The sequence below is a fragment of the Vibrio amylolyticus genome (assembly GCF_023145695.1).
GTDB classification, from domain to species: domain Bacteria; phylum Pseudomonadota; class Gammaproteobacteria; order Enterobacterales; family Vibrionaceae; genus Vibrio; species Vibrio amylolyticus.
In genome coordinates, this window is the sequence record NZ_JAJHVV010000002.1 from 18,457 (window position 1) to 44,534 (window position 26,078).

Consider the following 26,078-nt stretch of genomic DNA (forward strand, 5'->3'; position numbering starts at 1 on the left):
TGATCAGTGGATGAAAATTAAGTCACTCATAGACAAGCTGAAACCAACAAAGAATGAGCATTCCAATTTATTGGTTATAGTGCAACCTGACGCTATCTATTTTTCGCAGCATCCAGCATTTTCCATACCGAAAGCCGTGCTTGAAAATAGTAGTTGGCAGCAAACATTAGCAGCGAACCTAAAAAAATATTCGGTAGAAGGGATCACTGTTAGCGTGATTCTTGACTCTAGCTTATATCAAACCTACCAGCTCGAGACCCCTAACATTCCTCAGAATGAGTGGTCTGTTGCACTGCCTTTTTTGCTCAAGGATTTAGTCACTGAAAAAGTGACCGATATTGTTGCAGATGCCTTTAGATTACCTAGTAGTAATAAGATTCAAGCGTATGTGATCAATCGAACATTAATCTCTGATCTTACTCTGCTACTCAGTAAGCATAACTGCCAACTAGGAGAGCTTCTCACTGAAGACGATGTGTGGGGCTCGACTGCTTCTGAACTGAAAAGTTATTTACTGCTGCAAAGAAGCGCACGTGGCAGTTATAAAATAGGTGCGTTTCACGAAGGCCGGTGCGTTTTTCAACGAACAATCCGTAATGTAGCGGCTCCATTGACTGGGACAGCAAGCTCAGCGCTTCAGTTAGATGGTATGGCGTTAGAGTTACAACGCTCTATTGATTACCTCTCCTCGCAGTTAAAAGGTATCCCTTTACACACGCTCTTTACCTGTTGTGATGAAGAGCAGCAGCAAGAGTTAGCACAAGCATTAGATGAGCGACTGAATGTAAAAGTAAAACCACTGGCTGAGGAACTCTCTTCTGACGGCGAGCCTCAGGTGCCAGATGAGCTTCTTATCTCTGGTGAGATCCTAGCGATTGCCGCAAATACTCTATCAGCGGATCGTGTCAATTTATACCCTGCACACTTAAAGCCTAAAAAGCAGTATTTTACTTTCAAAAATGTGGCGATTTCATGGCTTACAGTGGCTTCGATACTGCTCGCGTTGAGTGGTTTTTATCATTATCGTTCAGGGAATTTACAGGTCGAGTTAACCGCAGAGAGGCAGCAGTCCAAATCTCTCTCTCAGCAGACTGCAAAGTTAAAAAAAGAGCTAGAAAGTCACACCCCATCGCCTGATAAAGTGGCAGCCGTTGCTCGACTTAAGCTTGAGATCCAGACGCACCGAGATTCATTAAAAGCAATTGGTGATTACGATCAGTCTCAAAGACAAGGCTACTCTGGTGTGATGGTCTCTTTGGCGACACTTGGACGAAAAGATATTTCACTAGAGAAAATTCAGATTGATAGCCATAAACTCAATTTACATGGCTTAGCCAGAAATGCAGAAGCGGTACCGAATTGGGTGCATCAATTTAGACAAGAGTTAAATCTCGTTGGGCGAACGTTTGAAAAGCTTAAAATTGGTCGAAACGATCAAAACATCATCACTTTTGAGTTGATGACTCAAGGAGACGTGGAGCGATGAAGCAGGCATTAACACAACTTGAAAGTAAGTTTAATCAATTATCAGAACGGGAAAAGTGGTTGATCTCACTTGGTGGATTGGTCGTGACAGCTCTGGTTATTTTTACTTTTGTCTTTGAACCTGCAGTTAAAAGAAATAATCAATTGAGTCAGGAGCTTGTAATAACTAAGGCTGATATTCAGCGTATGCAGGGTGAAATTATGGTTTTAACGGCCAAATTAAAAAGAGACCCTGATAAAGAGATTGATGTCGAATTTAAAAAACTATTAAAGCAGAGCCAAGATTTGTCTCTCGAGCTATCAGAAGTGATTGCCACATTAGTTTCCCCTACTCAAATGGCACTGCTGCTTGAGAGTGTATTGACGGAGAGTAATCGCCTTCACCTTGTCTCGTTAGAGACTCTTGGAGCGGAATCGATTGTTAAAAAGCAATCACAACAGACAGGCTACTATATTCATCCGGTCAGAATTGAAGTGACAGGTAGCTATTTTGATATTCTGGCGTATTTAGAAGCATTAGAAGCAATGCCTGCAAAATATTATTGGCGTAGTTTCCACTATCAGGTGGAAGAGTACCCAACGGCACGGTTGATTATGGAAGTCTACACTTTAGGAGCTCGTAAAGAGTTTATCGGGGGCTAGCCAATCATGTTTTTAAGAATAACCGTCATAGCTGGTTTCCTATTTGTAAGTATGTTCTCTTCAGCGGCCGACAAACAACCTGAAGGCCAAGACCCAACGGCACCATTAGGGTGGGAAAAGCCCGCAGAGTCAAAGTCAACGACCCAGAAAACCGTGATTTATCGCTTGCCGACGCTTAAGAGCATTGCTTGTGATCAAACCAAGCGCTGTAATGCGGTTCTTAATAACACGGTTGTTAAGAAAGGGGATAAATTAAATGGGTATCAAGTTCGTCAGATTTCTGATGACAAAGTGACCTTGGTACGCGGAAGTAGGCTCTGGACTTTAGAGCTCTTCTCATTAGATATTAAGAATTAAGGTATGAATAATTCTATGCGTAAAATCGTAATTGCAATCGCTATGATTTCTCTTGCTGGGTGCTCTATGGGGCATCGTGATCCGGTCGAAGCCAAAGCAGCGCTCAACGAAGCGATCAATGAAGCAAACAGCTTAAAGCTCAATGAGCTCCCCGCCTCTGTTCAGCAAGACCTTATGCCTAATATTGATGGCGTCAACTTAGCATCTGAAACGAATGTAAAACGGTTTAGAGTCCGTGCCGATGGTGTTGAAGCCAGTACTTTCTTTGCCAGCTTAGTGAAAGGTACGGAATACAGCGCCGCGATCCATCCCTCGGTAAAGGGGAACATTACGGTTAACCTGTCGGATGTAACATTGGATGAAGTGCTGTCTGTGGTGCGTGATATGTACGGCTATGAAGTTGAGCGTACAGGCAAGATCATTCAGGTCTATCCGGCTGGCATTCGCACGGTAACCATTCCCGTTGATTACTTACAGATACAGCGTAAAGGCCGTTCACTAACTTCGATTACCACCGGTACCATAACCAATACAGATACCAGCTCTTCGTCGTCTTCGAACTCTTCTTCTAACTCGAACTCTTCATCAAATACTTCTAGTTCGAGCTCTAAAGGCGGAACAGAAATCGAGACCATCAGCGAGAGTGATTTTTGGCCGCAGTTAGTGACAGCCGTTTCTCAATTGATTGGTTCAGGCGATGGACAAAGTGTTGTCGTTACACCACAAGCGAGTGTTATCACGGTACGTGCATATCCTGATGCAATTCGTGAAGTAAGGCACTTCTTAGGCGTTTCTCAAGAGCGCCTACAGCGTCAGGTTATTTTGGAAGCGAAGATCCTAGAGGTGACGCTTAATGATGGTTACCAACAAGGGATTAATTGGTCAAATATTTCAATGGGTGACGGTAAGGTTGTGATTGATCGCCTCGGTGCGGCAGCGCTTCCAGGCCTAGATTCTATCGGTAGCCTTTTAGGCGGACAAACCAACGTAACGATTTCTGATGGTAGCTTTGAAGCCGTTCTTAGCTTTATGGATACCCAAGGGGATTTGAATGTACTTTCAAGCCCAAGAGTGACTGCTGCGAATAACCAAAAAGCAGTGATCAAAGTGGGTACCGATGAATACTACGTGACTGACTTTTCGAGTGTTGTAGGCAGTGGTGATAACTCCGAAGCTTCGCCTGAAGTAGAGCTTACACCATTCTTCTCTGGTATATCACTGGATGTGACGCCGCAAATCGATGATGAAGGCAATGTATTACTTCATGTACATCCTGCTGTTATTGATGTTCAAGAGCAGGTTAAAGAGATTGGCTACGGGGATAGAGTGATTTCCTTGCCTCTGGCTCAAAGCTCAATTCGTGAGTCTGATTCGATTATTCGAGCCCGCGATGGGGATGTGGTCGTGATAGGTGGTTTGATGAAGTCCAATACCTTTGATCAAGTATCGAAAGTTCCATTTTTTGGCGATATCCCCGCGCTTGGTCACCTGTTTAGAAATACCACTCAATTAACACAAAAAACAGAGTTGGTGATCTTACTTAGGCCCACGGTTGTTGGTGTGAATACTTGGCAAAAAGAGCTAGAACGCTCCCGAGATATTCTACAAGAGTGGTTTCCTGACTCTCAGTAATCAGAACGACTCTCGATACAGTGACGAATGAAGTTAGCCTTTGGTTAAAAGGTTAAACTCAAAATAAGCAAGGTTAGGTTTAAATTAGCAATGTACCTAGAGCACTTTGGTTTCAGCCAATACCCCTTTAACCTAACCCCAAATACAGAGCTGTTTTTGGGGTTAGAGCCTCACTATGAAGCGATTCAAATGGTGATGGCGGCATTGAATATGGGGGAAGGCGTCATTAAGGTGACGGGAGAAGTGGGCTCTGGAAAAACCATGGTTTGCCGGATGTTAATTAACCATCTCAAAGAGAATGTAGAACTTGTCTACCTACCTAATCCGGTACTAACCGGTGATGAGCTTCGTCAAGCGGTTGCAAGTGAGCTCGGTTTAGAGATTCAAGCGTCCATTTCCGTGGTTGATAAGATTCAAGAGCGGCTCATTCAGCTTTCTAAATTGGGAAAACAAACGATCGTGATTGTTGATGAGGCCCAAGCTCTATCCGATGAAGCGCTCGAGGTATTAAGGTTATTTGGTAACTTGGAAACTGAGCAGGCGAAGCTACTCAACATTGTTTTGATAGGCCAACCTGAGCTTGATGAAAGATTAACTCAGCATCATCTCAGGCAGTTTCGACAGAGAATTACGTTTAACGCTAAGCTACGCCCGTTATCTGTTGATGAGAGCGTTGCCTATATTGATACCCGCGTAAATCGAAGTGATGTTAGTGAAGCTTTGTTTAGCGTTTCACTTAAAAAGTCGATTTGGCGAGCAAGTCATGGGAACCCTCGCTTGATCAATCAAATCTGTCATAAATCACTTATTTTAGCGTTTGGTGCTAAGGCATCAAAAGTACATAGCAAACATGTTTATAGTGCAATACACGACACGTTTGATAGCTGTAAGCCAAAATTTAAAGCCCCCTTTCTATGGGGATGGAGTTATTAATGAGTACCATCAATCAAGCGCTATCTGAGCTATCAGAAAAGGAGCAGGGCGCGACCACTCAGATTGAAAAAGCTCACATTGAGAAAGTAAAATCTCGTCCGGTACTGCCGTGGGTGATTGGTGGTTTTTCGCTTAGCCTAGCGATTGGTGGCTGGGCTGTCTCACAGCAATCTTCTATTGTCGAGCAATCCGCAGTGATTGAGCAAAAAGTCATAACGGCAGAGCCGGTTTTGGTTGAAAAATCGGTGCCTGTTAGTATTGCTTTTGAACAGCAAACAAGTGTAGAGACAAGTTCTGATCTTGAGCCAATAACGAGTGTTGTTGAAGTCTCAACAAGTAAAGGTTCCGCTCAGCAGGTGATCATCTATAAAGCCTCGACGAATAAAGAGTCAGTGCCTGTTAACGCTAAAGTGAATCATGACGTAAGCCAAACACCAAGTAAGAAGACTCAAGCAGAAGAGGTCGTGAGTAAAACCGCTGTCTCTGACACGAGTATATTACTGGCGAGTAATAACACGGTTAGTGAACAACCTAGCTCCCAAGTCAAAGAGAAGCCTAAGGCATCTACTTCGCCAGCGCCTTCAGAAGCCTCTTCAGCGCCGACAAAACCAAAAAGTAACACCGTCATTATTGAGCAGGTTGAGCTTACTCCAGTACAGTTGGCGGAAAAAGCAGTACAGCGAGCTCGAAAAGCAATAGATAGCAATAACATTGATGAAGCGCTTAGTGGGTATAGTGATGCACTTCGATACACCCCAAGAGATGAGAATGTTCGTCAGCAGCTTGCTGCCCTCTATTATGGTAAAGGAAATGCTCGACAAGCGTTTGAGATACTTCAAGAAGGGATTAAAATTGATAACGACAGCGAAGTGTTGCGTATCGCATTGGCAAAACTGTTGATTAAAGAGCAGCAGCATGAAGCCGCTCTGACACCATTGATGCATCTAAATCATCAACCTAGCGTCGATTATTTATCACTCCGCGCAGCATTGGCCCAAAAAAATAACTTCGACGATATCGCCTTAGAAACTTACCAACAATTAGTGGCTGTTGACGAGAGTAACGCTCGTTGGTGGTTAGGTTTAGCCATTCAACAAGAGCGTAATGCAGACATACCGTCGGCAGAAAAAGCGTACCAACAAGCGTTAACTAAAGTAGGGCTGTCTCGACAGTCACAAACATTTGTTCGCGAGAGACTAAAATTAATCACTACCTTGCAACAAAGCGGAACGCCTGAGGAGAACAGCAGTGCAAATTAAGCTTCGTAAACGTCTTGGTGATTTGCTGGTTGAAGAAGGCATTGTTACCGAACAGCAGATCGAACAAGCGTTAGCTGCCCAGAAAAGTACTGGGAGAAAAATGGGGGCCATGCTCATTGAACTCGGCTTTTTGACCGAACATCAAATGCTAACCTTCTTATCTCAGCAGCTTGCCCTACCGTTAATTGATATCAGTCGAGCCAATATCGATGTTGATGCTGTTCAGCTTCTTCCAGAAGTACATGCTCGACGTTTGCGTGCCTTAGTGATCTCTCGCAGTGGTGATACGGTGCGTATTGCCATGAGTGATCCAGCGGATCTTTTTGCTCAAGAGGCATTGCTTGGTCAACTATCTAAATTTAGCCTAGAGTTTGTGATTGCACCGGAGAGCCAGTTGGTTGAAGGCTTTGACCGTTATTATCGTCGAACCAAGGAAATCGCCTCTTTTGCAGAGCAGCTTCAAGCAGAGCACCAAGTTAATGATGCGTTTGATATCAACAACCTGGATGAAACGACGGATAGCGATGAAGTTACCGTTGTTAAGCTGATCAATTCCCTGTTTGAAGATGCAATTCAAATGGGTGCTTCAGATATTCATATCGAACCAGATGCCAATGTGCTTCGTCTGCGTCAGCGTATTGATGGCGTATTACATGAGACGTTACTCAATGAAGTGAACATAGCATCAGCCCTAGTCTTGCGCCTTAAGTTGATGGCGAACTTAGACATTTCAGAAAAACGATTGCCTCAAGATGGGCGTTTTAATATTCGCACCAAGGGTCAGTCGGTTGATATTCGTATGTCGACGATGCCTGTACAGCATGGTGAATCTGTGGTGATGCGTTTATTAAACCAATCATCTGGCGTGCGAAAGCTTGAAGAGTCGGGTTTACCTGCGGACTTATTAGAAAAATTACGAAAGCAGTTAAAAAGACCGCATGGAATGATCTTGGTGACAGGACCTACGGGCTCAGGTAAAACTACCACCTTGTATGGTGCGCTTTCAGAGCTAAACGTGCCGGGAAAGAAGATCATCACTGCGGAAGATCCGGTGGAATACCGCTTACCTAGAATTAATCAGGTACAGGTTAACCCTAAGATTAACTTAGACTTCTCAACCATATTAAGAACCTTCTTACGTCAAGATCCCGATATTATTTTAGTTGGGGAAATGCGTGACCAAGAGACGGTAGAAATAGGATTAAGAGCTGCCCTGACTGGTCACTTAGTGTTAAGTACTTTGCACACCAATGATGCAGTAGATAGCGCACTGCGTATGATGGACATGGGCGCACCGGGCTATCTGGTTGCCAGTGCCGTTCGCGCTGTTGTTGCTCAGCGGCTTGTACGAAAAATTTGTTCCGAGTGTAAAGTTGAAGAGGATGTGGATGAATCAAGAAGGCAGTGGCTTACTGTAAGGTTTCCAAATCAAGCTCACTCTTCTTTCTCTCGCGGTAGTGGTTGTCAGAACTGTAATTTGACGGGCTATCGTGGTCGAATTGGTGTATTTGAAATGCTCGAACTTGAGCAAGATATGATGGATGCACTACGTTCTCAAGATGCCGTTGCGTTTTCTGACGCGGCACGAAACTCTAAGAACTATAAACCACTGCTTGCTTCGGCAATGGAATTGGCACTGCAAGGGGTAGTCAGCTTAGACGAGGTGATGAACCTTAGTGAAGGTGATGCTTCGGGTATTCAAAAAGCGATTTTAATGTAGGGAAGCCATGTTAGTTTGGGAAAGATATGCCAACGTATCAGTATGACGGACGTAACTCCGATGGCAGTAAAGCCACGGGGCAAATAGAAGCCGCAACGGAAGATCTTGCAGCGGAAGCGTTAATGAATAAAGGGGTTATTCCTACCAATATCTCAGTTGGAGGCAAAAGCTTTTCACTCGATTTTGAACTGAAAACACTTTTTGTTCCTACTGTTCCGCTTGAAGTATTAGTCATCTTTTGTCGTCAACTTTATAGCTTAACCAAGGCTGGAGTTCCTTTGCTTCGCTCTATGAAAGGGTTAACGCAAAACTGTGCCAACAAACAACTCAAAGAAGCGTTGGAAGAAGTTGCGGCTGAGTTGACTAATGGTCGAAATTTATCGGGCTCAATGCAACTACACCCAAAGGTGTTTAGCCCGCTGTTTGTCTCTATGATCAGTGTTGGTGAAAATACCGGTCGCCTTGATCAAGCACTGCTTCAGCTCGCGGGATACTATGAACAAGAAGTAGAGACTCGCAAGCGCATAAAAACCGCGATGCGTTATCCAACCTTTGTTATTGGTTTCATTCTGGTTGCGTTGTTTATCCTTAATATTAAGGTGATCCCACAGTTTGCGACCATGTTCAGCCGTTTTGGCGTTGATTTGCCTCTACCGACGAGAATTCTTATCGGAATGTCTGATTTTTTTGTTAACTATTGGGCGTTCATGATTGGTGTCATGGTTGGGCTGTTATTCGCCTTTAAAGCCTGGGTTAATACTGCCTCAGGAAGAGAGCGCTGGGATCTATTTCGTCTACGCATGCCGATTGTCGGTGGGATTGTCAATCGAGCGCAATTGTCTCGATTTTCAAGAACGTTTGCTCTAATGCTTAAAGCCGGTGTTCCGCTCAATCAATCTTTGGCACTTTCCGCAGAGGCTCTTGATAATAAGTTTTTGGAAAGAAGATTGCTTGAGATGAAGGCTGCCATTGAAGCGGGTACCGCTATCTCTTCTACCGCTATTAACGCGAATATATTTACCCCATTGGTTATTCAGATGATTTCTGTGGGGGAAGAGACAGGCCGAATTGATGAGCTTTTATTAGAAGTTGCCGACTTTTATGATCGTGAAGTCGACTATGATTTAAAAACCCTCACAGCACGAATCGAACCAATCTTGCTTGTTATCGTTGCGGGCATGGTACTGATACTTGCATTGGGTATCTTCCTGCCTATGTGGGGCATGTTAGATGCCATGAAAGGATAGTTGAGCCGTGGAAACAGGACGCTCTCAATTTGTTATCTGGCTACTGATTGTTATCGTGTTAGTGCTTGGATTCATGTTGGCTTGGCAAAAAGTGGATGAAGAGGCGAGTGATACTGCTTTACTTGTGACCAGCAAGCGGATCATTGAACGAGCAAGTTATTATAAGCAAGAGTGGTTGTTACGCAAACAACCGCCTAAACTGTTAATAGATGACACAATACTAACCATGAGCCAGTCTGGTTGGGTGATGCCGATTGACCAGAGTGGTAAAGAAAATTGTAGTTTTTGGTTGGACGTTTTGCACCCAGATAATCGAGACTTGACGCTTTATCAAGATCACCTTGAAGGTGATGAAAATAGCATGAAATATCAATGTAGGTATATCTATGCAAGCAATCAAGTCATTGTTATTCAATTAGTTAATGACAGATTTACAGTAAGTGTCGATTTTCTAACAGAAGCGTAATTATTGACGTATTATTGATAGCAAGTGATTTATTTTGCCGTATAATACGCCATACGAATAAAGTGAGTGAAGTTAAGATGAATAATAAACAGACTGGTTTCTCTTTAGTAGAGCTTGTTGTTGTCATCGTTGTTGTGGGATTGCTCGCAGTTGCAGCATTACCGCGATTTTTGGATGTGACAGACGAAGCGAAAAAAGCCAGTATTGAAGGTGTTGCAGGTGGTTATGCAACTGGTGTACTTTCTGCGCGTGCCCAGTGGGAAGCAGAAGCAAGGCCTTCAGAAACCATCAGCAATGAAAAGTACAACACAGTGGACTATGACGGTGTTGATTTTTGGCTCACTCGCTCAAAAACTAACTCTGGCGTTGACACGGGTTTTCGTGATGGGTACCCATTTTCACTGAATGATGGTAGTGGTGCATTTCCATCAGCGCTAACAGATCAGTACTGTATAGATTTAATGAATAACTTGCTTCAGAACCCACCGAAAGTTGATACGGTGGAAAATGCCGCTACAGAATCTAATGTGAAGTATTCAGCTCAAGCAAATGATACTGACTACACTTGTACTTATGTACAGCAAGAGGGTGGCACGAATCATGAGTTTGTATATGAAATTGAAACTGGTCGTGTGACCGTAACTTTGCAGTAATACTGCATTATTAACTTAAAACATAGAGAGAAGTAAGCTATGAAAAAACAAGGCGGTTTCACCCTAATAGAACTAGTGGTGGTAATTGTAATTCTGGGTATTTTGGCTGTTACTGCGGCACCGAGGTTCTTGAACATCCAGGATGACGCTAGAAACGCAACATTGGAAGGCCTAGCTGGAGCTATGCAAGGAGCAGCTGGAATTGTATATGGCAAATCGGCAATTGAGGGAACAGAAGCTGTCTCAAGTTCAAGTGTAACTCTGAGTGGTGATCTTATTAATACCGTATTTGGTTACCCTGCGGCATCAGAAGATGATATGGCGAATATCGTTACAGGCTTGGGAGCTGATGGAGACTTTGAGTTTATTCAAGTGGTGCCTAATAGCGATCCAGTAGAGGCTACTTTTGGTATTCCAGATTATACAACAAGCTGTGTTAAATACACTGAAGCTAGCGATGAAAATACACAGGCAATCGCCTCTGTAGGTGAAGATGACTGTACAATTGCAGTCGCTCCATAGCTAAAAAAGGCCAGCATTGCTGGCCTTTTAAGCCCGTCATAAATACATCACCCAACACAATACCTTTCTTATCTTTTACTATAATATTAATTACTTAGTTTTTATCTAATTGCTGTTAAAGCTCAGGTGATTCATGGATGACAATCGCTCAATACAACAAGGCTTTACATTAGTTGAGCTCATCGTTGTTATCTTGTTGATTGCAATCGTCTCTGTGTATGCGGGTACTCGCTACTTGGGTGTGTCTAGCTTTTCAGCGTTTACCGCACAAGAACAAATCATTTCTGTTATTCGCCAAGTTCAAGTTAACCGTATTCAAACCAATATTTCCGATATCTATACATACTGTAATGATGTAGGCAATCCTGACCTTCAAGAGCTATGTCTGCGAAGCAGAGTCACTGCAAACTCAAGCTGTGTTGGCAGTTCAAGTGGTTGTAGCTCGAGTGACTCTACCACTCGAAGTGATGTTGTGACTGCTGACAAGGTTTCATTTAGTACCACCCCACCACTCTCAACGATTACGTTTGATCTATTGGGTAACCCTCTGGGCTCTGCGAGTGGCGGTGTGAGTATTTTAATTACCGCAGGGCAAAGTGCAGCCAATGTCTGTATTAACCCCCAAGGCTATGTGTATGGCGGGGCCTGCTTATGAGAATAGTGAAGGGCTTTACCCTCATCGAAAGCGTTGTTGCTATTGTCATTATGGGATTTGCCATGGTAACGCTTACTAGTTTTCTATACCCGCAAATTGAACGATCCGCAGCCTCTCAATATCAAACACGCGCCGTGACTTTAGGGCAAAGCATGCTTAGTCAGATCTTGGCGCGTGGGTTTGACCACTGGAGTGACTTTGACGGTGGTTCTGTTCGCTGTGGTGAAGCCGCTTTGGTAACTAACCCGAGCAATCCAACGAATAGCTGTACCGTTACTGATGCATTTGGCAGGGATATATTAGAAACTGATCCCGAGAGTTTTAACGACGTAGATGACTATATTGGCTGCTGGAAGGGGACAAATGCTTCTAGTTGTGCCGGATCGCCAGAAGATTATCCAGAATACGATCTGATGGACATTCTTGGAAATGACTCTTCAGATCAATATAAAAATTTCACGGTACTTGTCACTACAAGATATGTTGATAGTAGCTCCTTTGAGGAAGTATCAGCCATCACCACAATGAAAAAAATCACATTGTTGATTCAAGCGGGTAAGTGGGGTGATTACACCTTTATCGGCTACAGAGGTAATTACTAATGAAACGTAATGGCTTCACGCTCATCGAGATGATTATGACCATTATTATTGGTGGAATTCTGGTTTTGGGGATCGCTGGTTTTCTTGAGTTAGGGATGAAAGGGTATTCAGACACGGCTGAAAGACAGCGCTTACAGACTCAAGCTCGTTTTGTGTTAGAAAAGATTTCGCGTGAAATTCGCCATTCTGTCCCTAATAGTATTGAAGTCACTGGCTCAACGGATAAATGTGTCTCTTTCTATCCCATTCTTTATTCGGGTTTCTATTCAGTATCGTCTGCAGACAATCTAAGTCTCTCATTTTTAGTAGGGAATGATAATTCACCTGCGACTTATGATGGTTTAAATATGATCATTAATCCAAGTCAGCAGGATGACTTTACAGACAGTGATATTTTCATCGCTTTATCTGGGGCAAGTACGAGTATTACATTAGCCCAACCTCTCGCTAGTGAATCTATAGCGAATAGGCACTATATTTATAAGGATCTTGTGAGCTATTGTTTTAATTCTTCAAGTAAGGCTATTGTCCGAAATAGCACTCAAGTTGCCGACAGTGTGACGAACGGTGATATCAGCTATGACGCTCCAACGCTTCAACGTGGTGGTGTAGTCCATATAGATGTGACTTTTGAAAGCGATGATGAATCAACCAGTTTCCAACAGGATATACAGGTGCTCAATGTCCCATAATCTCCCCCTCATACTACGTCGACACAAGCAGTCAGGAAGCGTGTACATTATCGCTATCTTTGTATTAGTTGTGATGGGATTTCTGGGAGCTGCCTTAGCGAAAATAGAGTGGTCAAACAGTGATGCACTTACTCGCGATGCTTTGGGAACACAGGCTTGGCTGCTATCACACTCGGCGAATGAACTTGTTTTAACCTATATGTATCCATTGAATGCGTCAGCAGCCGTTTCCTCAATTTGTACAGACCCTATCCCAGCTGCCGTTCAAAACTCGTTATCAGCATTAGCTTCGAAACATGCTAACTGCTCAGATATAACGACGACTTGCAGTTCAATCGGTTCGTTAGATGACGAATCTTTTTATAAGGTAGAAAGCTCCACCATATGTGGAACTGGTATTAACTATGTGCAGCGCATGCAAGAAGTTTGGGTGAAGGAGTAAGGCAATGAAGTTTTGGAGCTTTTTGGTCCTCATATCAGTATGGAGCTACTCGACATTTTCTTCGGCTAGTGGTTTCGACTCTGACACATGTGAAGAATTGAGCTCTAATGGTGATTTCTCGGTTCGGTTTGAAATTGAAGATGCGGATCTTGAAGAAACCATTTGGGCTGAGAAAGGCGTTGGAAATAACCCTGTAGATCCGATCGCTATTTGGACGGATGATCTATCTGTATTAGCTTCAACTATTCGTGCTGGGTCTGAGATAGAGGAAGATAACGATTATAAAGTATGGCTTTCTTACAAAAGTAGTGAGGGAGGAAACAATAAGTCAGGACTACTCACCTACTATTTATGGATAGGTGGTAGTTGGGATGAAATTTCTAGCAACATTGCCGATTTATCAGGACTTAGTTCTGTTAATGTTGAAATTGATGAAGAGGGGGTTGATGAATTAGAGTGCTCAACAGATCTTACTCCTCCGCCCCTCCCTGAGTATTCCGATGACGCTCAATATGAATTTGGCGTGAAACAGTGTGCTTCTATGCCATGTACTATCAACTTTACTAAAGACTATGATTTCACCCCGCTAGTGTTTGTCATGCCAACGATTGACACTGTTGACCCTGATGAGGATAAACCTGCCACTCTCTATATATCTTCAACGTTAACCGCTAGTTCTACATCTGTTCAAATAAATAAAGATACAGTCAACATACCCCAGATGGATAATGATGTTTTAATAACGGAAGTGAGCTATTTGATTATTGAACCTGGTGTTGCGGACTTTAACGGCCATGAAGTCATTGCAGGATACTTGGATACAAATAGGTATAAGTCAAAAAACGGTACAAATGGCAATGCTGAGGCCGTTGTATATTATGAATTTGGTGCACGGCAAGTATTTAATTCTCCTGTTGTTTTACATCAAGTCCAAACCAGGGTAAATGGTAATAAGTGGATAACCTCCGGTAAGGCTATCGGTAATAGGGAAAACACGGAAGCAAGGCTATTTTTGGAGTTGTCAGCCTCACGAGAAGGTAATCGCTACCAAGAGGAGAGAATTGGATTTATAGCGACAAATTCTACAAGTGGTTCCATTGACGTTGATGGCTATAGTGTTGTTTTTCAACGAGGCTTTAAGAGTGTTAATCAGCAAGGTCAAGACCCGATGTATGATGGCTGTACAAAAGCATATGCAGACATCAGTTCATTAGATCGAGTTGACGGTATTATCGGTAAAAAGCAAGAACGTCGTGGTGGTCACGGCGGCTGGACTCGTCGTTGTGAAATAAAAGATGATAATCAAGTTAGCTTCGTTATTGATGAAGACTTTAGAGATAGAACTCACTTACAAGAAGAACTTGGGTACTTTGCTTTTGAACAACTTGAATCAGACTTTATGGATATATGTAAATATACGCCCTCGATAGCTCAAACCAATAGTTACTATAATGGCGCAGTTTATGATGGTCGTTTGGTTTTTACATCAGGCGCTGGTAATAAAATTGCTGTGCCAGAAGATGGACTTGCCATGTCATTTAAAGATAACGACGGAGGAATCGCTCAGTGTGTTTACCCAAGTAGCGAGCAGTCTTGTATTGTTGATGATTCCATTATCTATCCAGATTTTCCTATTCAACTAGATGATTTTGACACAAATTCGGCTTCCGATGTTAATTGTACAGATACATCTTGTACTCTAGAACCTGGAACCTACAAAGATGTAAAAATCTCGGAAGACTCAATTCTTACTTTGAATTCAGGTGTCTATTATGTAAATGAGTTGAATTTTGAAGAAGAGAATGCTGAGTTAAGAGTGAATGGTGAGGTAGAGATTCATTATAAGAAAATATATTTACAAAAAGATGGAGCATTGATTAATAAGGACGGCGACCCAAATAATCTTTTATTGATTGGACACGGTGAAGATGCATTTGCAGAGGTGAAAGCCAGTAACATTGAGTTTTTTGGTTATTGGTATGTTGATCACTTAGCGACTAATCAAGGTGGGTTTGATGTTGAAGGCGATGATAACCAATTCCATGGGGGAATTACCGCTTATAATATTTCGATGAGTGGCTGGAGGAATGAGCTAAATGGTATCCTTCCCAATGAATGTGGCGGCACACCTCCATCTTCTACCTACCGAATTGAGCTTACTCCAGCCTCTGATATCGCCTTAACGTGTGAAGATCTCTCTTTGACAGCCACCGTCTATAAAGATGATGTAGTCGATAGCTCATATAATGGCAGTATTACTTTTTCAACTGACGATGGACAGTCAGATCAAAATAAAAACGCAGTTGAAGGCGTTGCCGAGTTCTCATTATCGGTCACTCAAACAAGCACTGTCAGTGCAGAAGTTTCGACAACAATTGATAGTTCAACTTATACCGATGATGGCAGTTATGACTTTGTACCGTATAAATTTGACGTTCCAGACCAATATCTAATAGCAGCAAAACCTGAAAGTGTTACTGCTAAAGTATTGGCTTGTGATTCAGGAGAAGTCGTTGATGTTGGTTATTCTGGTACGCCTACAATTACGAGTAATATGGTGCAGCCAAGTTCGGGTTCAGGGACACTGACATACGCCCCAATATTTAGTGGTGGAACGTCAACAGATGAATCAAGCTCAATTGAATTTAGTGAATCTGGTCAGTTAACCGTCACGTTGACTGACGGAAGCTTCAATTGTGATGGTTATGATGATTGCCCTATTGAAGGGGAAGATGAGTTGACGGGTGCTTTTTCAGTGAGATCTCGCCCTTGGACATTTGCAATTTGTTCTGATGACGATGTGAGTGGTAATGCGACAGACGCTAGTAGTACAAGTTACAAAGCGTCGGGCACTGTATTTTCAACTACAGTCAAACCTATCGCTTGGCAAAGTGGTGGTAGCGAAACTGAACCTGTTGATACTTCAAGTTACTGTGGTGCGACCGTTACTCAAAACTTCTTTATTTCTGACGCCCCAGGCGCAATAGTTGAGATGACCCATGACGTTGATACTCCTTCTGGCGGCATAAATGGAAACCTAACCGGCACGCTAGAAAAGAATCATGACAATAAATCAAGTGCTGGTTCCCATTACGACTATTCTAATTTGAGTTGGGATGAGGTCGGGAGTATCAGGCTGAAAGTGGATACTCAAGGGACTTATCTTGGCATGGATATTAACCAAGGTTATCGCAATATAGGTCGCTTCTATCCAGCTTTCTTTAAAGTTATCGATACTCGTTGGGATTATCCAGACTCATTACCACACGTATATATGGGGCAACCGTTTGATGGATTAGATTTTGATGTAGAGGCCTTAAACAGCAATAACGGTGCAGTACAAAACTACCCTCTATTTGCTACTGGACTGAAAGCTAAGTTTAACCTCTTTGAAGACAGTTCTTTTGGTTCACGTTTTGTCTCCCCTGCATTTGGTGATGGAAGTTGGGCCGTGAATAACAGTCGCTCTGTTGGAACATTTAACAATACAGTTGCGAACGATTGCTCAGATAGTATCTGTTGGAATAAGCAAGACAACGTTGATCCTGATGGTCCGTTCAACGCGGCTGAAGATATAGAAGATTCGAATATCATTCTTGATGGTGCTTTATCTATTATAAATACTGATCCTATTGCTTATACAACTGATGGTAAGATCTTAACAGATCAGCCAGATATCCGTTTTGGTCGTATTCGTTTAAAAGATGTTGGTGGCAACCAAGAAACTAACATCACTGTCCCACTGACTGTCGAATATTGGAATGGTAGTCGATTTATAACTAACAGTGAGGATAACAGCACTGCATTTGAGGGTGGTGACTATTGTCATCAATTGATTTGGTCGGATATCGGTACAGATAATGCGAGTCTATCAGGAACAGGGAGTGTTTCACTCGGTGAGTCTAGAGAGCTTGTCGCATCGCAATCTGATCCTACACGAGAACAAGTGAGATTTTGGCTCGTTCTCGGTAGCCCCGAAGAAGAGAACGGAGAAAGTAGCAGCTGTAATGGAAGTGATAATGGATTACCTTGGCTTCGTTACAATTGGGATGGAGCAGATGGTGACGAAGAAGATCCATCCACCGTCGTCACTTTTGGAATTCATCGCGGTAACGATCGAGTGATTTTCCGAGGTGAATCGGGTTTAACTGGGCAGTAATTATCATCATTTCATGCGTTAAGTAAGGAAACTGTTAGAAATAGCGGATTTTGGTCCATGTTTATACCTCAATGCCTTGCCGATGTGGCAAGGCATTGGTACATTTAGTGCAATTTTTATCTTCTAATTCTCGCAGGACGAACGAAGAATATGTTTAAAAAACTTCGTGGCATGTTTTCTAACGACCTATCTATCGATTTAGGTACAGCCAACACACTAATATACGTTAAAGGACAAGGGATCGTTCTAGACGAGCCTTCTGTCGTAGCAATCCGTCAAGACCGCGCACGCGCTGGAAAAAGCGTTGCAGCAGTAGGTCATGCCGCAAAGCAGATGCTAGGCCGTACGCCTGGTAATATTTCAGCGATTCGCCCAATGAAAGATGGCGTTATTGCTGACTTCTATGTAACTGAAAAGATGTTACAGCACTTCATCAAACAAGTTCACGACAACAGTGTGCTTAAACCAAGTCCTCGCGTTTTGGTTTGTGTACCTTGTGGATCAACTCAGGTTGAGCGTCGTGCAATTCGTGAATCTGCACTAGGTGCTGGAGCGCGCGAAGTTTACCTAATTGATGAGCCAATGGCAGCAGCTATTGGTGCCGGCCTTCGCGTATCTGAGCCTACGGGTTCAATGGTGGTTGATATCGGTGGTGGTACAACAGAAGTTGCGGTTATCTCACTAAACGGTGTGGTTTACTCATCTTCGGTTCGTATTGGTGGTGACCGTTTCGATGAAGCGATCATTAACTACGTTCGCCGTAACTACGGCAGCTTGATCGGTGAAGCAACTGCTGAGAAGATCAAACATGAGATCGGTTCGGCTTATCCTGGTGATGAAGTTGAAGAGATCGAAGTTCGTGGTCGTAACCTTGCAGAAGGTGTTCCACGCAGCTTTAGCCTAAACTCAAACGAGATTTTAGAAGCCCTTCAAGAGCCTTTAACCGGTATCGTTTCAGCAGTGATGGTTGCACTAGAACAGTGTCCACCAGAGCTAGCATCTGATATCTCAGAAAACGGCATGGTACTGACAGGTGGTGGTGCACTGCTTAAAGATCTTGATCGTTTGCTGACTGAAGAGACTGGTATTCCAGTTGTTGTTGCTGAAAACCCATTGACTTGTGTTGCTCTAGGTGGCGGTAAAGCCCTTGAGATGATCGACATGCACGGTGGCGATCTATTTAGCGAAGAGTAATACGTTTATTTGGTTTTAGTGTTTAATACTTGATGTTTTCATCACTGAGTTAAGTGATGGTCAAAGAAAGCACTAAGATCAGTAAAGCGAAAATTAGGATCTCTATATCATGAAGCCGATTTTTGGCAGAGGGCCTTCACTTCAATTTCGCCTATTTTTAGCGGTTACTTTATCAGCCAGCCTTATGCTGGCTGATAGTCGTTTAGGTGCATTTTCAAGCGTCCGATATTTCTTAAATAGCTTAGTCGCTCCCATCCAGTACGCGGCGGATATGCCACGTCTGATGTTTGATGGCTTCTATGACAATTTTAATAGCCGTACCACCCTGTTAGATTCGAGTCGAATGCTAAAGCGAGAAGTGCTGAAGCTAAAAAACGATCTGTTGTTGCTCGATCAATACCGAGAAGAGAACAATCGCCTACGCAAATTACTCGATTCATCTTTCATTCGAGATGAGCGAAAGGTCGTAACTGAGGTGATGGCAGTCGATACCACCCCTTATCGCCGCCAGGTAGTGATTGATAAAGGCCGTGTCGATGGCGTTTATGTTGGCCAACCCGTGACGAATGAATTTGGCATTGTAGGGCAAGTGACCTTTGTTGCGGCTCATAACAGTCGGGTTTTGCTATTGACTGACAGTAACAGCGCTATTCCAGTGCAAGTCATACGTAATGACATTCGAGTGATTGCTTCAGGTACTGGTGATATTGACCAGATTCAGCTTGAGCACATTCCTACCAGTACCGATATCATCGAAGGTGATCTGCTGGTGACCTCTGGTTTGGGTGGTGTCTATCCGGAAGGCTACCCTGTTGCCCATGTTTCCAGTGTCGATAGAGATACCCAACAAGAATTTGCCGCCATTAGTGCTGAGCTGGTGGTTGAATTTGACAGGTTAAGGTACTTGCTTCTTATCTGGCCAAATGAGTCAAGAGTAGAAAAAGCGATGCAAGCGGATCCTGAAACTATGGATGAGGAGTTAACCGATGGCCAATAGAGTGCTCTCTAGTCGATTGGTGATTGTCACCTCATTTCTTATTGCCCTAATACTGCAAACCATTCCGTGGCCGGGGATGCTCGATCTTATAAGGCCAGCTTGGTTACTGTTGGTTCTATGTTACTGGGTACTTGCGTTGCCACACCGTGTTAACGTAGGTACCGCGTTGGTTTTGGGGCTACTGTGGGATTTGCTACTTGGTTCGACGCTCGGAATCCGAGGGATGATGCTATCGATCATTATCTATATTGTCGCGATCAATTTCCTTGTCCTTAGGAACATGGCGTTATGGCAGCAAGCGATCATCATAGCTCTATTATCCATAGGGCTTGAGCTGTTGATCTTCGGTGGTGAATTCTTAATCCAAGATATTACGTTTAATCCTCTCTCGTTATGGAGCGGTTTGATAAACTGTATTTTATGGCCTTGGATGTTCTTATTAATGCGTCGAGTGAGACGACATTGGCAAATTAAATAATGCAATCAACTACATTAGTTTTAGCGTCCGGCTCCCCAAGGCGTAAAGAGTTACTCGCGCAACTGGGTTATGACTTTCAAGTGTTGGTTACCGATGTTGAAGAGCAACGTTTAACTGGTGAATCGCCCGAGCAATATGTTAAGCGGCTCTCATTTGATAAGGCTAAAGCCGGACTATTACAAAGTGGCAGTAAAAATGTTGTTCTAGGCTCAGATACAATAGTCGTTAGTGGTGATAATGTATTAGAAAAGCCAAACGATCTTACTGATTCTAAACAGATGTTAATGCAACTTTCAGATAGCTGCCATCAAGTATTAACCGCTGTCACCGTTATATCGAATCAAAAACATCGCTCAGTTGTTGTATCAACGAACGTGTGGTTTAAACCGTTGTCAGATAATGAAATAGAACAATATTGGCAAACGGGTGAGCCGTGCGATAAAGCAGGAAGCTATGGTATTCAAGGGCTAGGCGGCCGATTTGTTACTCGAATCGAAGGTAGCTACTTTGCTGTGGTGGGATTACCGCTTTACGAAACCGATCAACTGCTGCGCGAATTCTTATAATTATAATTTTGAGGTGCGCTCATGAGTGCAGAGTTACTGTTAAATATCACGCCAAGTGAAACGCGAGTGGCGATGATAGAAGGTGGAATCCTACAAGAAATCCACATTGAACGTGAAGCAAAACGCGGTATCGTTGGCAATATTTACAAAGGCAAAGTCAGTCGTGTTCTACCGGGTATGCAAGCAGCTTTTATTGATATTGGTTTAGACAAAGCGGCGTTTTTACATGCATCAGACATTGTTCCACACACTGAATGTGTTGCTGAAAATGAGAAGAAGCAGTTTCAAGTTCGCGATATTTCAGAGCTTGTACGTCAAGGGCAAGATATTGTCGTTCAGGTGGTTAAAGATCCGCTTGGAACGAAAGGTGCTCGACTCACCACCGACATTACGTTGCCATCTCGTTACCTTGTGTTTATGCCGGGGGCCAGTCATGTCGGTGTGTCACAGCGTATCGAAAGTGAAAAAGAACGTAACCGATTGAAGAAAGTCGTCTCTCACTATTGTGATGAACATGGCGGCTTTATTATTCGTACTGCTGCGGAAGGGGCAGACGAAAAGGAGCTTTCTCAAGACGCGGCATTTTTAAAGCGCTTATGGTCCAAAATTTCCGAGCGCCGAGCGAAGTACAAAACTCGCAGCACTCTTTATGGTGAACTTGGTCTTGCTCAGCGAATTATTCGTGATTTTGTAGGCACTGAACTTGATAACATCATGATTGATTCTCGCTTGGAATATGAAAACTTACTCGAATTCACCAGTGAATATGTGCCTGAGTTAACCGATAAAGTTGAGCTGTACGAAGGCGACAAACCAATCTTCGATATGTACGACACAGAGAATGAAATTCAACGTTCTTTAGATCGTAAGGTTGAGCTCAAGTCTGGTGGTTATTTGATCATCGACCAAACGGAAGCGATGACCACGGTTGACATAAATACCGGCGCGTTTGTGGGTCGTCGAAATCTAGAAGAGACAATTTTTAACACCAACGTCGAAGCGACTCAGGCGATTGCTCGTCAGTTAAGGCTTCGAAACCTAGGTGGTATCATCATTATCGACTTTATTGACATGATATCTGAAGAACACCGTAAGCGAGTGCTAACTTCTTTAGAGGCCGCTTTAAATAAAGATCGTGTTAAAACCAATATCAATGGCTTTACCCAGCTTGGTTTGGTCGAGATGACACGAAAACGTACTCGTGAAAGCATTGAGCATATTTTGTGTGCCAGTTGCCCTGCATGTGAAGGGCGCGGTAGTGTGAAAACGGTGGCGACGGTTTGTTTTGAGATCCTGCGAGAAATCACACGAGTCAATCGCGCTTATGATGCAGATAAATTTGTGGTTTACGCATCACCTGCAGTTTCAGAGTCATTAGAAGATGATGAGTCTCATGCGTTGGCTGAATTAGAAGTGTTTATTGGCAAAGAGGTTCGCATCCAAGCTGAGCCTTTGTATGTTCAAGAACAGTTTGACGTTGTTATGATGTAATGGACAGTTTGTGAATTCAGCTTTAGTTCGCCTTTTACGGTTATTTTTGTTCTTGCTTCTCACCATACTTGTCACTTTGGCAATTCTGGTGACAAGCTTGCGAGTTGCGCTACCTAAGCTAAATCACTTTCAAGATGAGATTCAATCCTGGGTAAGTAATAGCGCTGGGATTGAGTTTAAGATTGATAGTGTGAAAGGGTTCTGGCGCAATACTCACCCCTCTATCGCCTTAAAAGGGATGAGAGCCGATCTTCCCGATCATTCAGATATTCATCTATCCGCTCAAACCCTAGAGGTGGAATTTGATCTGATCCAATCTCTGCTTCAACTTCAGCCCATAGTGACAGACTTGACCGTTGATGGGTTCAAGTTTGATATGCAATCTGTTGATATTTTTAAAAGCAGTGATGAGCTTAATGAAGATGTCCCTGATCATGATAGCTCTTTCATTACCAAGGTAGACAGGCTGTTACTTCGTCAGCTTGATGACTTTTCAATGACCAATGCACAAATTGTTTATCAAGCGGTTGATGGCAATCCTCGTCAGTTAGATATAGAAAAACTTCGTTGGCTTAACCAAGGTAATAGCCATAAAGCAGAGGGTGTGATTAGCATTGCAGGTACCTCTCTTAACTCTTTGCAAGTGAGTGCTAACTTCGATGATCATGGATCCTTGCAAGATGTGTCTGGAGAGTTTTATGTGTCAGCTGACAATATTCGTATCACCCCATGGTTGCCGAGGGAGTTTCAAAAGCAAACGGGCATTGAAAAAGGGTATGTCAGCTTTAGCAGTTGGATAACGCTGAAAAATGGTCGTCCGGTCGATGCATTTGTCGATATTAATCCTTCAGAACTGGTTTGGAGTGATAAAGAGCAACACGTACTAATGCTTGAGTCAGGCATTGTGAAGCTTCTACCTAGTAAACAAGGCTGGATAGTGAATGGTCACTCACTAAAACTAAGAACTGATGAGGTAGAGTGGCCTGAGTTAGATATCGCACTTGATTGGCAGCCAAAACAATGGCGATTGAATGTCTCTCAACTTGATTTTGAGGCACTGCGTCCACTTGCTCGACTCGTTCCTGAGTTTGATGACAGTGTTAAGCTCATTGAAGAGTTCAACTTCACCGGTCAACTAGAAGATATTCGTGTTTCTATGGGGAAAGGCATTGAGTCTTTGAAGTACTCTGCCGAACTCCACAGTGCAGGTATGGCGCAATGGGGGCTACTACCTGAAGTACATCATGCGTCGATCTCCTTGTTTGGAACTCCAGAGCAAGCAAAAGCGTCGGTCTCTCTTATAGATGATGTCTTACCTTATGGTGATGTTTTCCAAGCGCCGCTGAATATTAGGCAGGGTCAGGTCGATATTGTTTGGGAAAACACCGATGAAGGTTGGTCATTGTGGGCGGATAAAGTTACTGCAGCAACACCAGACTTGCAGGTCTTGGGGGCATTTCGTCTCGATTTTCCTGTAGGAAAAAGCCCTTTCCTCTCTTTTTATGCAGAAGCTGATCTTTACAATGCAAGCCAAACTTGGCGTTACTTGCCAACGTTAGCGTTAGGCCAAAGCTTGACGGATTACTTATCAACCGCGATTCAAGCGGGTAAGGTCAATACCTCTAAGCTACTTTGGTACGGTGAATTAGGGAACTTTCCTTACCATAAAAATAACGGCATGTTCCAAGCGTGGGTAGGGTTAGAAGAGGCGAAGTTTAGTTTTGACACCGCTTGGCCGCCAATTACTGACTTGCAACTTGATCTACTGTTTGAAAATGACGCCATGCATCTAGACTCTCGTGATGCCACCCTTATGGATGTTGAGGGAAGGCGCATTACAGGGCGTATCCCTGAATTGGCGGGCAATGGTCATATTGAGATTGAAGCGAGTGCAAGAGGTCAAGGGAATGCCGTACGCAATTACATGACCGCCTCTCCTTTGGTTGACTCTGTAGGCGCTGCGTTAACCGCGATTCAAATTGATGGTGAAGTCGAATCTGAATTTCAGCTCTATATTCCGTTTCATGATGGAGAAGAGGCTCGAGCTTGGGGTTATGCTGATCTAAAAAGTAATCATGTTGAGATTGATGCTCCGCCAATGACGCTTGAGTCTGTTACAGGAAGAATCGAGTTTGATAATGACGTCGTACAAGCAGCAGGCCTTTCCGCTGAACTGTTAAAGCAGCCGATCTCTTTGGATTTTTCTGGTGAAAACTCTGGCACAGGCTACGCAGTTGGTATCGACTTATTAGGTGACTGGGACATTAGGCCACTAACGCCTTATATTGGAGAGCGTTGGACGCAAGATTTGTCAGGTCACGCACCTTGGCAGTCAGAAATAAGTATTCAACTTAACGATGTGGGCTTTACCTATCAGATAGAGCTTAATGCGGACATGAAAATGGTCCAGAGTGATTACCCATATCCATTGGGTAAACCACTCAAGACTAAAGGTGAAGCTCGTTTACAAGCATCAGGAAATCAAGAGTCCATCAGTGCACGTCTTTTGATGCCAAGAGCCAAATACCAAGCGGAAATTGACATTCGACCAGACGTTCCCGTGATCACTGCAACCAACTTAGTGGTGGGCAATGGCAGTTTTAAGATCAGCCCGGTTGTTGGGCATCACGCTCAGATTCGAACGCAAAAATTTGACCTTGATAAATGGTTAGAAATCTCTAGTCGACCTGTGACCGCACAGAAATCGGTGCTTGATGAGCTCAACACGCCAACGATTCCAATGCCTCAAAGAGTCAATATTAACGTAGCGGACTTAACTCTTGCGGGTATTGAATGGCACGATGTGGACTTCTCAGCGAGAAGAAAGAACTTAGGTTGGTACTTTGATTTAGAGAGCCAAGAAGTGAGCGGTGAGGCGAGCTATATTGAGCCTTATGATCTTGCCGTATCACTTGATCGTTTACATATCTATATCCCCGCTCTTGATGAGATCGATGACGATCAATCGCTATTGACTGTAGAAACTGAGCCAAAAGAGTTAATTTCAAGCTTTGATCGCGCTTTTCATCAGTCAATGCCAAACTTAACTCTGACCATTGATGACTTTTGGCTGCAAGGCTATAAAGTCGGAAAAGTGAATGTTGATCTAGTTCGTCAAGGTGACAAGCTAGAGTGGAAAGACATCTCCATCACCAGTGGGTCTAATAGCGTAGAAATCGATGGCGCGTGGACCTTGACTGATACCCAGAGCTTTACCGAGTTTAATCTGGAGCTCCGCGGAGAGAATAACAGCGACTTGATGGAGCGATTTGGGATTAGCTCTGGTATACAAAGGGCGCCGTTTGATCTTTCAGCTCAAATGAAGTGGGACGGTGCACCTTGGTCTATGCATGTGGACACGTTAGAAGGCAAAGTGAAAAGTACCCTTGGAAAAGGGGTCGTTTCTGACGTGAGCGGCGCAGCACGCTTACTCGGGCTGTTTAGTCTTGATTCGATCATTCGTAAAATGCAGCTCGACTTTACCGATGTTTTTGATAAAGGCATGGCGTTTAATTCAATCAAAGGTACCGGAGAGGTACGTAATGGCATCTTTGTGACCAATGATATTCGAATGGACGCTGTCGCTGGTGAGATGAACATCAAGGGTCTTGCTAACCTTAATGATAGAACCGTCGATGCTGAGGTGAACTTTGTTCCCGATATTACCTCTGGAATCCCCGTGCTAACGGCCTTTGCGGTAACCCCTCAAACAGCCGTTTACGTCTTGGCGATAACAACCGTCATCGCTCCCGTCGTTGAGGTATTTACTCAGGTTAATTATGAAGTAAAAGGCCCTCTAGATTCCCCTTCGGTTAATGAATTATCGCGCAGTAAAGGCGAATTTAAGCTGCCTGAAAAACTCATTGAAGAGGCACAAGCGGAGTAA

Annotated in this window: 22 protein-coding genes; all 22 read left to right on the top strand. The window is 43.4% G+C overall.

Annotated features, from left to right (window positions below; all coding sequences use genetic code 11):
- Positions 1–10: 10 nt before the first annotated feature.
- Positions 11–1,486: a type IV pilus biogenesis protein PilM gene (locus KP803_RS03080; RefSeq protein WP_248007380.1), complete on the top strand. Its 1,476-nt coding sequence runs from the start codon at positions 11–13 to the stop codon at positions 1,484–1,486.
- A complete protein-coding gene (gene gspM, locus KP803_RS03085) occupies positions 1,483–2,127 on the top strand; it encodes a type II secretion system protein GspM (RefSeq protein ID WP_248007381.1) in 645 nt (214 codons plus the stop codon). Before KP803_RS03080 ends, gspM begins: the two co-directional genes overlap by 4 nt.
- A 6-nt stretch (positions 2,128–2,133) precedes the next feature.
- Entirely contained in the window at positions 2,134–2,484 is a 351-nt protein-coding gene (locus KP803_RS03090; RefSeq protein ID WP_248007382.1) for an MSHA biogenesis protein MshK, read from the top strand.
- Between the two features lie 15 nt (positions 2,485–2,499).
- On the top strand, positions 2,500–4,116 hold the full coding sequence (gene mshL, locus KP803_RS03095; RefSeq protein ID WP_248007383.1) for a pilus (MSHA type) biogenesis protein MshL: 1,617 nt from the start codon (positions 2,500–2,502) through the stop codon (positions 4,114–4,116).
- Between the two features lie 90 nt (positions 4,117–4,206).
- Positions 4,207–5,049, top strand: a complete 843-nt coding sequence (locus tag KP803_RS03100) for an ExeA family protein (RefSeq protein ID WP_248007384.1) — start codon at positions 4,207–4,209, stop codon at positions 5,047–5,049.
- Positions 5,049–6,308, top strand: a complete 1,260-nt coding sequence (locus KP803_RS03105) for a tetratricopeptide repeat protein (protein WP_248007385.1) — start codon at positions 5,049–5,051, stop codon at positions 6,306–6,308. Before KP803_RS03100 ends, KP803_RS03105 begins: the two co-directional genes overlap by 1 nt.
- Positions 6,298–8,028 (top strand): MSHA fimbrial ATPase MshE, encoded by a 1,731-nt coding sequence (gene mshE, locus KP803_RS03110; protein WP_248007386.1) that lies wholly within the window; start codon positions 6,298–6,300, stop codon positions 8,026–8,028. Before KP803_RS03105 ends, mshE begins: the two co-directional genes overlap by 11 nt.
- A 26-nt stretch (positions 8,029–8,054) precedes the next feature.
- Positions 8,055–9,275 (top strand): type II secretion system F family protein, encoded by a 1,221-nt coding sequence (locus tag KP803_RS03115; RefSeq protein WP_248007387.1) that lies wholly within the window; start codon positions 8,055–8,057, stop codon positions 9,273–9,275.
- Positions 9,276–9,282: 7 nt separating this feature from the next.
- The gene (locus KP803_RS03120; protein WP_248007388.1) at positions 9,283–9,741 is read left to right on the top strand and encodes an MSHA biogenesis protein MshF; all 459 of its coding nucleotides are present in this window, start codon (positions 9,283–9,285) and stop codon (positions 9,739–9,741) included.
- Between the two features lie 77 nt (positions 9,742–9,818).
- A complete protein-coding gene (locus KP803_RS03125) occupies positions 9,819–10,394 on the top strand; it encodes a prepilin-type N-terminal cleavage/methylation domain-containing protein (protein WP_248007389.1) in 576 nt (191 codons plus the stop codon).
- 39 nt (positions 10,395–10,433) lie between these two features.
- Positions 10,434–10,916, top strand: coding sequence for a type II secretion system protein (locus tag KP803_RS03130; protein ID WP_248007390.1), 483 nt, complete (start codon positions 10,434–10,436; stop codon positions 10,914–10,916).
- Between the two features lie 133 nt (positions 10,917–11,049).
- Positions 11,050–11,571, top strand: a complete 522-nt coding sequence (locus KP803_RS03135; RefSeq protein WP_248007391.1) for a pilus assembly FimT family protein — start codon at positions 11,050–11,052, stop codon at positions 11,569–11,571.
- Positions 11,562–12,173 carry a type IV pilus modification PilV family protein gene (locus KP803_RS03140; protein WP_427916922.1) on the top strand — a complete coding sequence of 204 codons (612 nt, stop codon included), beginning with the start codon at positions 11,562–11,564 and terminating at the stop codon, positions 12,171–12,173. The genes KP803_RS03135 and KP803_RS03140 overlap by 10 nt, the downstream gene beginning before the upstream one ends.
- Positions 12,173–12,865: a prepilin-type N-terminal cleavage/methylation domain-containing protein gene (locus tag KP803_RS03145; RefSeq protein WP_248007393.1), complete on the top strand. Its 693-nt coding sequence runs from the start codon at positions 12,173–12,175 to the stop codon at positions 12,863–12,865. The genes KP803_RS03140 and KP803_RS03145 overlap by 1 nt, the downstream gene beginning before the upstream one ends.
- On the top strand, positions 12,855–13,307 hold the full coding sequence (locus tag KP803_RS03150) for an MSHA biogenesis protein MshP (protein ID WP_248007394.1): 453 nt from the start codon (positions 12,855–12,857) through the stop codon (positions 13,305–13,307). Before KP803_RS03145 ends, KP803_RS03150 begins: the two co-directional genes overlap by 11 nt.
- 4 nt (positions 13,308–13,311) lie before the next feature.
- Positions 13,312–17,466: a DUF6701 domain-containing protein gene (locus tag KP803_RS03155; RefSeq protein ID WP_248007395.1), complete on the top strand. Its 4,155-nt coding sequence runs from the start codon at positions 13,312–13,314 to the stop codon at positions 17,464–17,466.
- A gap of 150 nt (positions 17,467–17,616) precedes the next feature.
- Positions 17,617–18,660: a rod shape-determining protein gene (locus tag KP803_RS03160; RefSeq protein WP_248007396.1), complete on the top strand. Its 1,044-nt coding sequence runs from the start codon at positions 17,617–17,619 to the stop codon at positions 18,658–18,660.
- Between the two features lie 109 nt (positions 18,661–18,769).
- A complete protein-coding gene (gene mreC, locus KP803_RS03165; protein ID WP_248007397.1) occupies positions 18,770–19,657 on the top strand; it encodes a rod shape-determining protein MreC in 888 nt (295 codons plus the stop codon).
- A complete protein-coding gene (gene mreD, locus KP803_RS03170; RefSeq protein ID WP_248007398.1) occupies positions 19,647–20,135 on the top strand; it encodes a rod shape-determining protein MreD in 489 nt (162 codons plus the stop codon). Before mreC ends, mreD begins: the two co-directional genes overlap by 11 nt.
- Positions 20,135–20,701 carry a Maf family protein gene (locus tag KP803_RS03175; protein WP_248007399.1) on the top strand — a complete coding sequence of 189 codons (567 nt, stop codon included), beginning with the start codon at positions 20,135–20,137 and terminating at the stop codon, positions 20,699–20,701. The genes mreD and KP803_RS03175 overlap by 1 nt, the downstream gene beginning before the upstream one ends.
- Positions 20,702–20,722: 21 nt before the next feature.
- A complete protein-coding gene (gene rng, locus KP803_RS03180; protein WP_248007400.1) occupies positions 20,723–22,192 on the top strand; it encodes a ribonuclease G in 1,470 nt (489 codons plus the stop codon).
- 10 nt (positions 22,193–22,202) lie between these two features.
- Positions 22,203–26,078 (top strand): YhdP family protein, encoded by a 3,876-nt coding sequence (locus KP803_RS03185; protein WP_248007401.1) that lies wholly within the window; start codon positions 22,203–22,205, stop codon positions 26,076–26,078.

Bases quoted from the DNA above. Each gene is read 5' to 3' on its own strand.
- KP803_RS03175 (WP_248007399.1), top strand. From the start codon at position 20,135: ATGCAATCAACTACATTAGTTTTAGCGTCCGGCTCCCCAAGGCGTAAA.
- KP803_RS03155 (WP_248007395.1), top strand. From the start codon at position 13,312: ATGAAGTTTTGGAGCTTTTTGGTCCTCATATCAGTATGGAGCTACTCG.
- KP803_RS03080 (WP_248007380.1), top strand. From the start codon at position 11: ATGAAAATTAAGTCACTCATAGACAAGCTGAAACCAACAAAGAATGAG.
- KP803_RS03150 (WP_248007394.1), top strand. From the start codon at position 12,855: ATGTCCCATAATCTCCCCCTCATACTACGTCGACACAAGCAGTCAGGA.
- mreC (WP_248007397.1), top strand. From the start codon at position 18,770: ATGAAGCCGATTTTTGGCAGAGGGCCTTCACTTCAATTTCGCCTATTT.
- KP803_RS03105 (WP_248007385.1), top strand. From the start codon at position 5,049: ATGAGTACCATCAATCAAGCGCTATCTGAGCTATCAGAAAAGGAGCAG.
- KP803_RS03100 (WP_248007384.1), top strand. From the start codon at position 4,207: ATGTACCTAGAGCACTTTGGTTTCAGCCAATACCCCTTTAACCTAACC.
- gspM (WP_248007381.1), top strand. From the start codon at position 1,483: ATGAAGCAGGCATTAACACAACTTGAAAGTAAGTTTAATCAATTATCA.
- KP803_RS03160 (WP_248007396.1), top strand. From the start codon at position 17,617: ATGTTTAAAAAACTTCGTGGCATGTTTTCTAACGACCTATCTATCGAT.
- rng (WP_248007400.1), top strand. From the start codon at position 20,723: ATGAGTGCAGAGTTACTGTTAAATATCACGCCAAGTGAAACGCGAGTG.
- mshL (WP_248007383.1), top strand. From the start codon at position 2,500: ATGCGTAAAATCGTAATTGCAATCGCTATGATTTCTCTTGCTGGGTGC.
- KP803_RS03090 (WP_248007382.1), top strand. From the start codon at position 2,134: ATGTTTTTAAGAATAACCGTCATAGCTGGTTTCCTATTTGTAAGTATG.
- mreD (WP_248007398.1), top strand. From the start codon at position 19,647: ATGGCCAATAGAGTGCTCTCTAGTCGATTGGTGATTGTCACCTCATTT.
- KP803_RS03145 (WP_248007393.1), top strand. From the start codon at position 12,173: ATGAAACGTAATGGCTTCACGCTCATCGAGATGATTATGACCATTATT.
- KP803_RS03115 (WP_248007387.1), top strand. From the start codon at position 8,055: ATGCCAACGTATCAGTATGACGGACGTAACTCCGATGGCAGTAAAGCC.
- KP803_RS03130 (WP_248007390.1), top strand. From the start codon at position 10,434: ATGAAAAAACAAGGCGGTTTCACCCTAATAGAACTAGTGGTGGTAATT.
- KP803_RS03135 (WP_248007391.1), top strand. From the start codon at position 11,050: ATGGATGACAATCGCTCAATACAACAAGGCTTTACATTAGTTGAGCTC.
- KP803_RS03125 (WP_248007389.1), top strand. From the start codon at position 9,819: ATGAATAATAAACAGACTGGTTTCTCTTTAGTAGAGCTTGTTGTTGTC.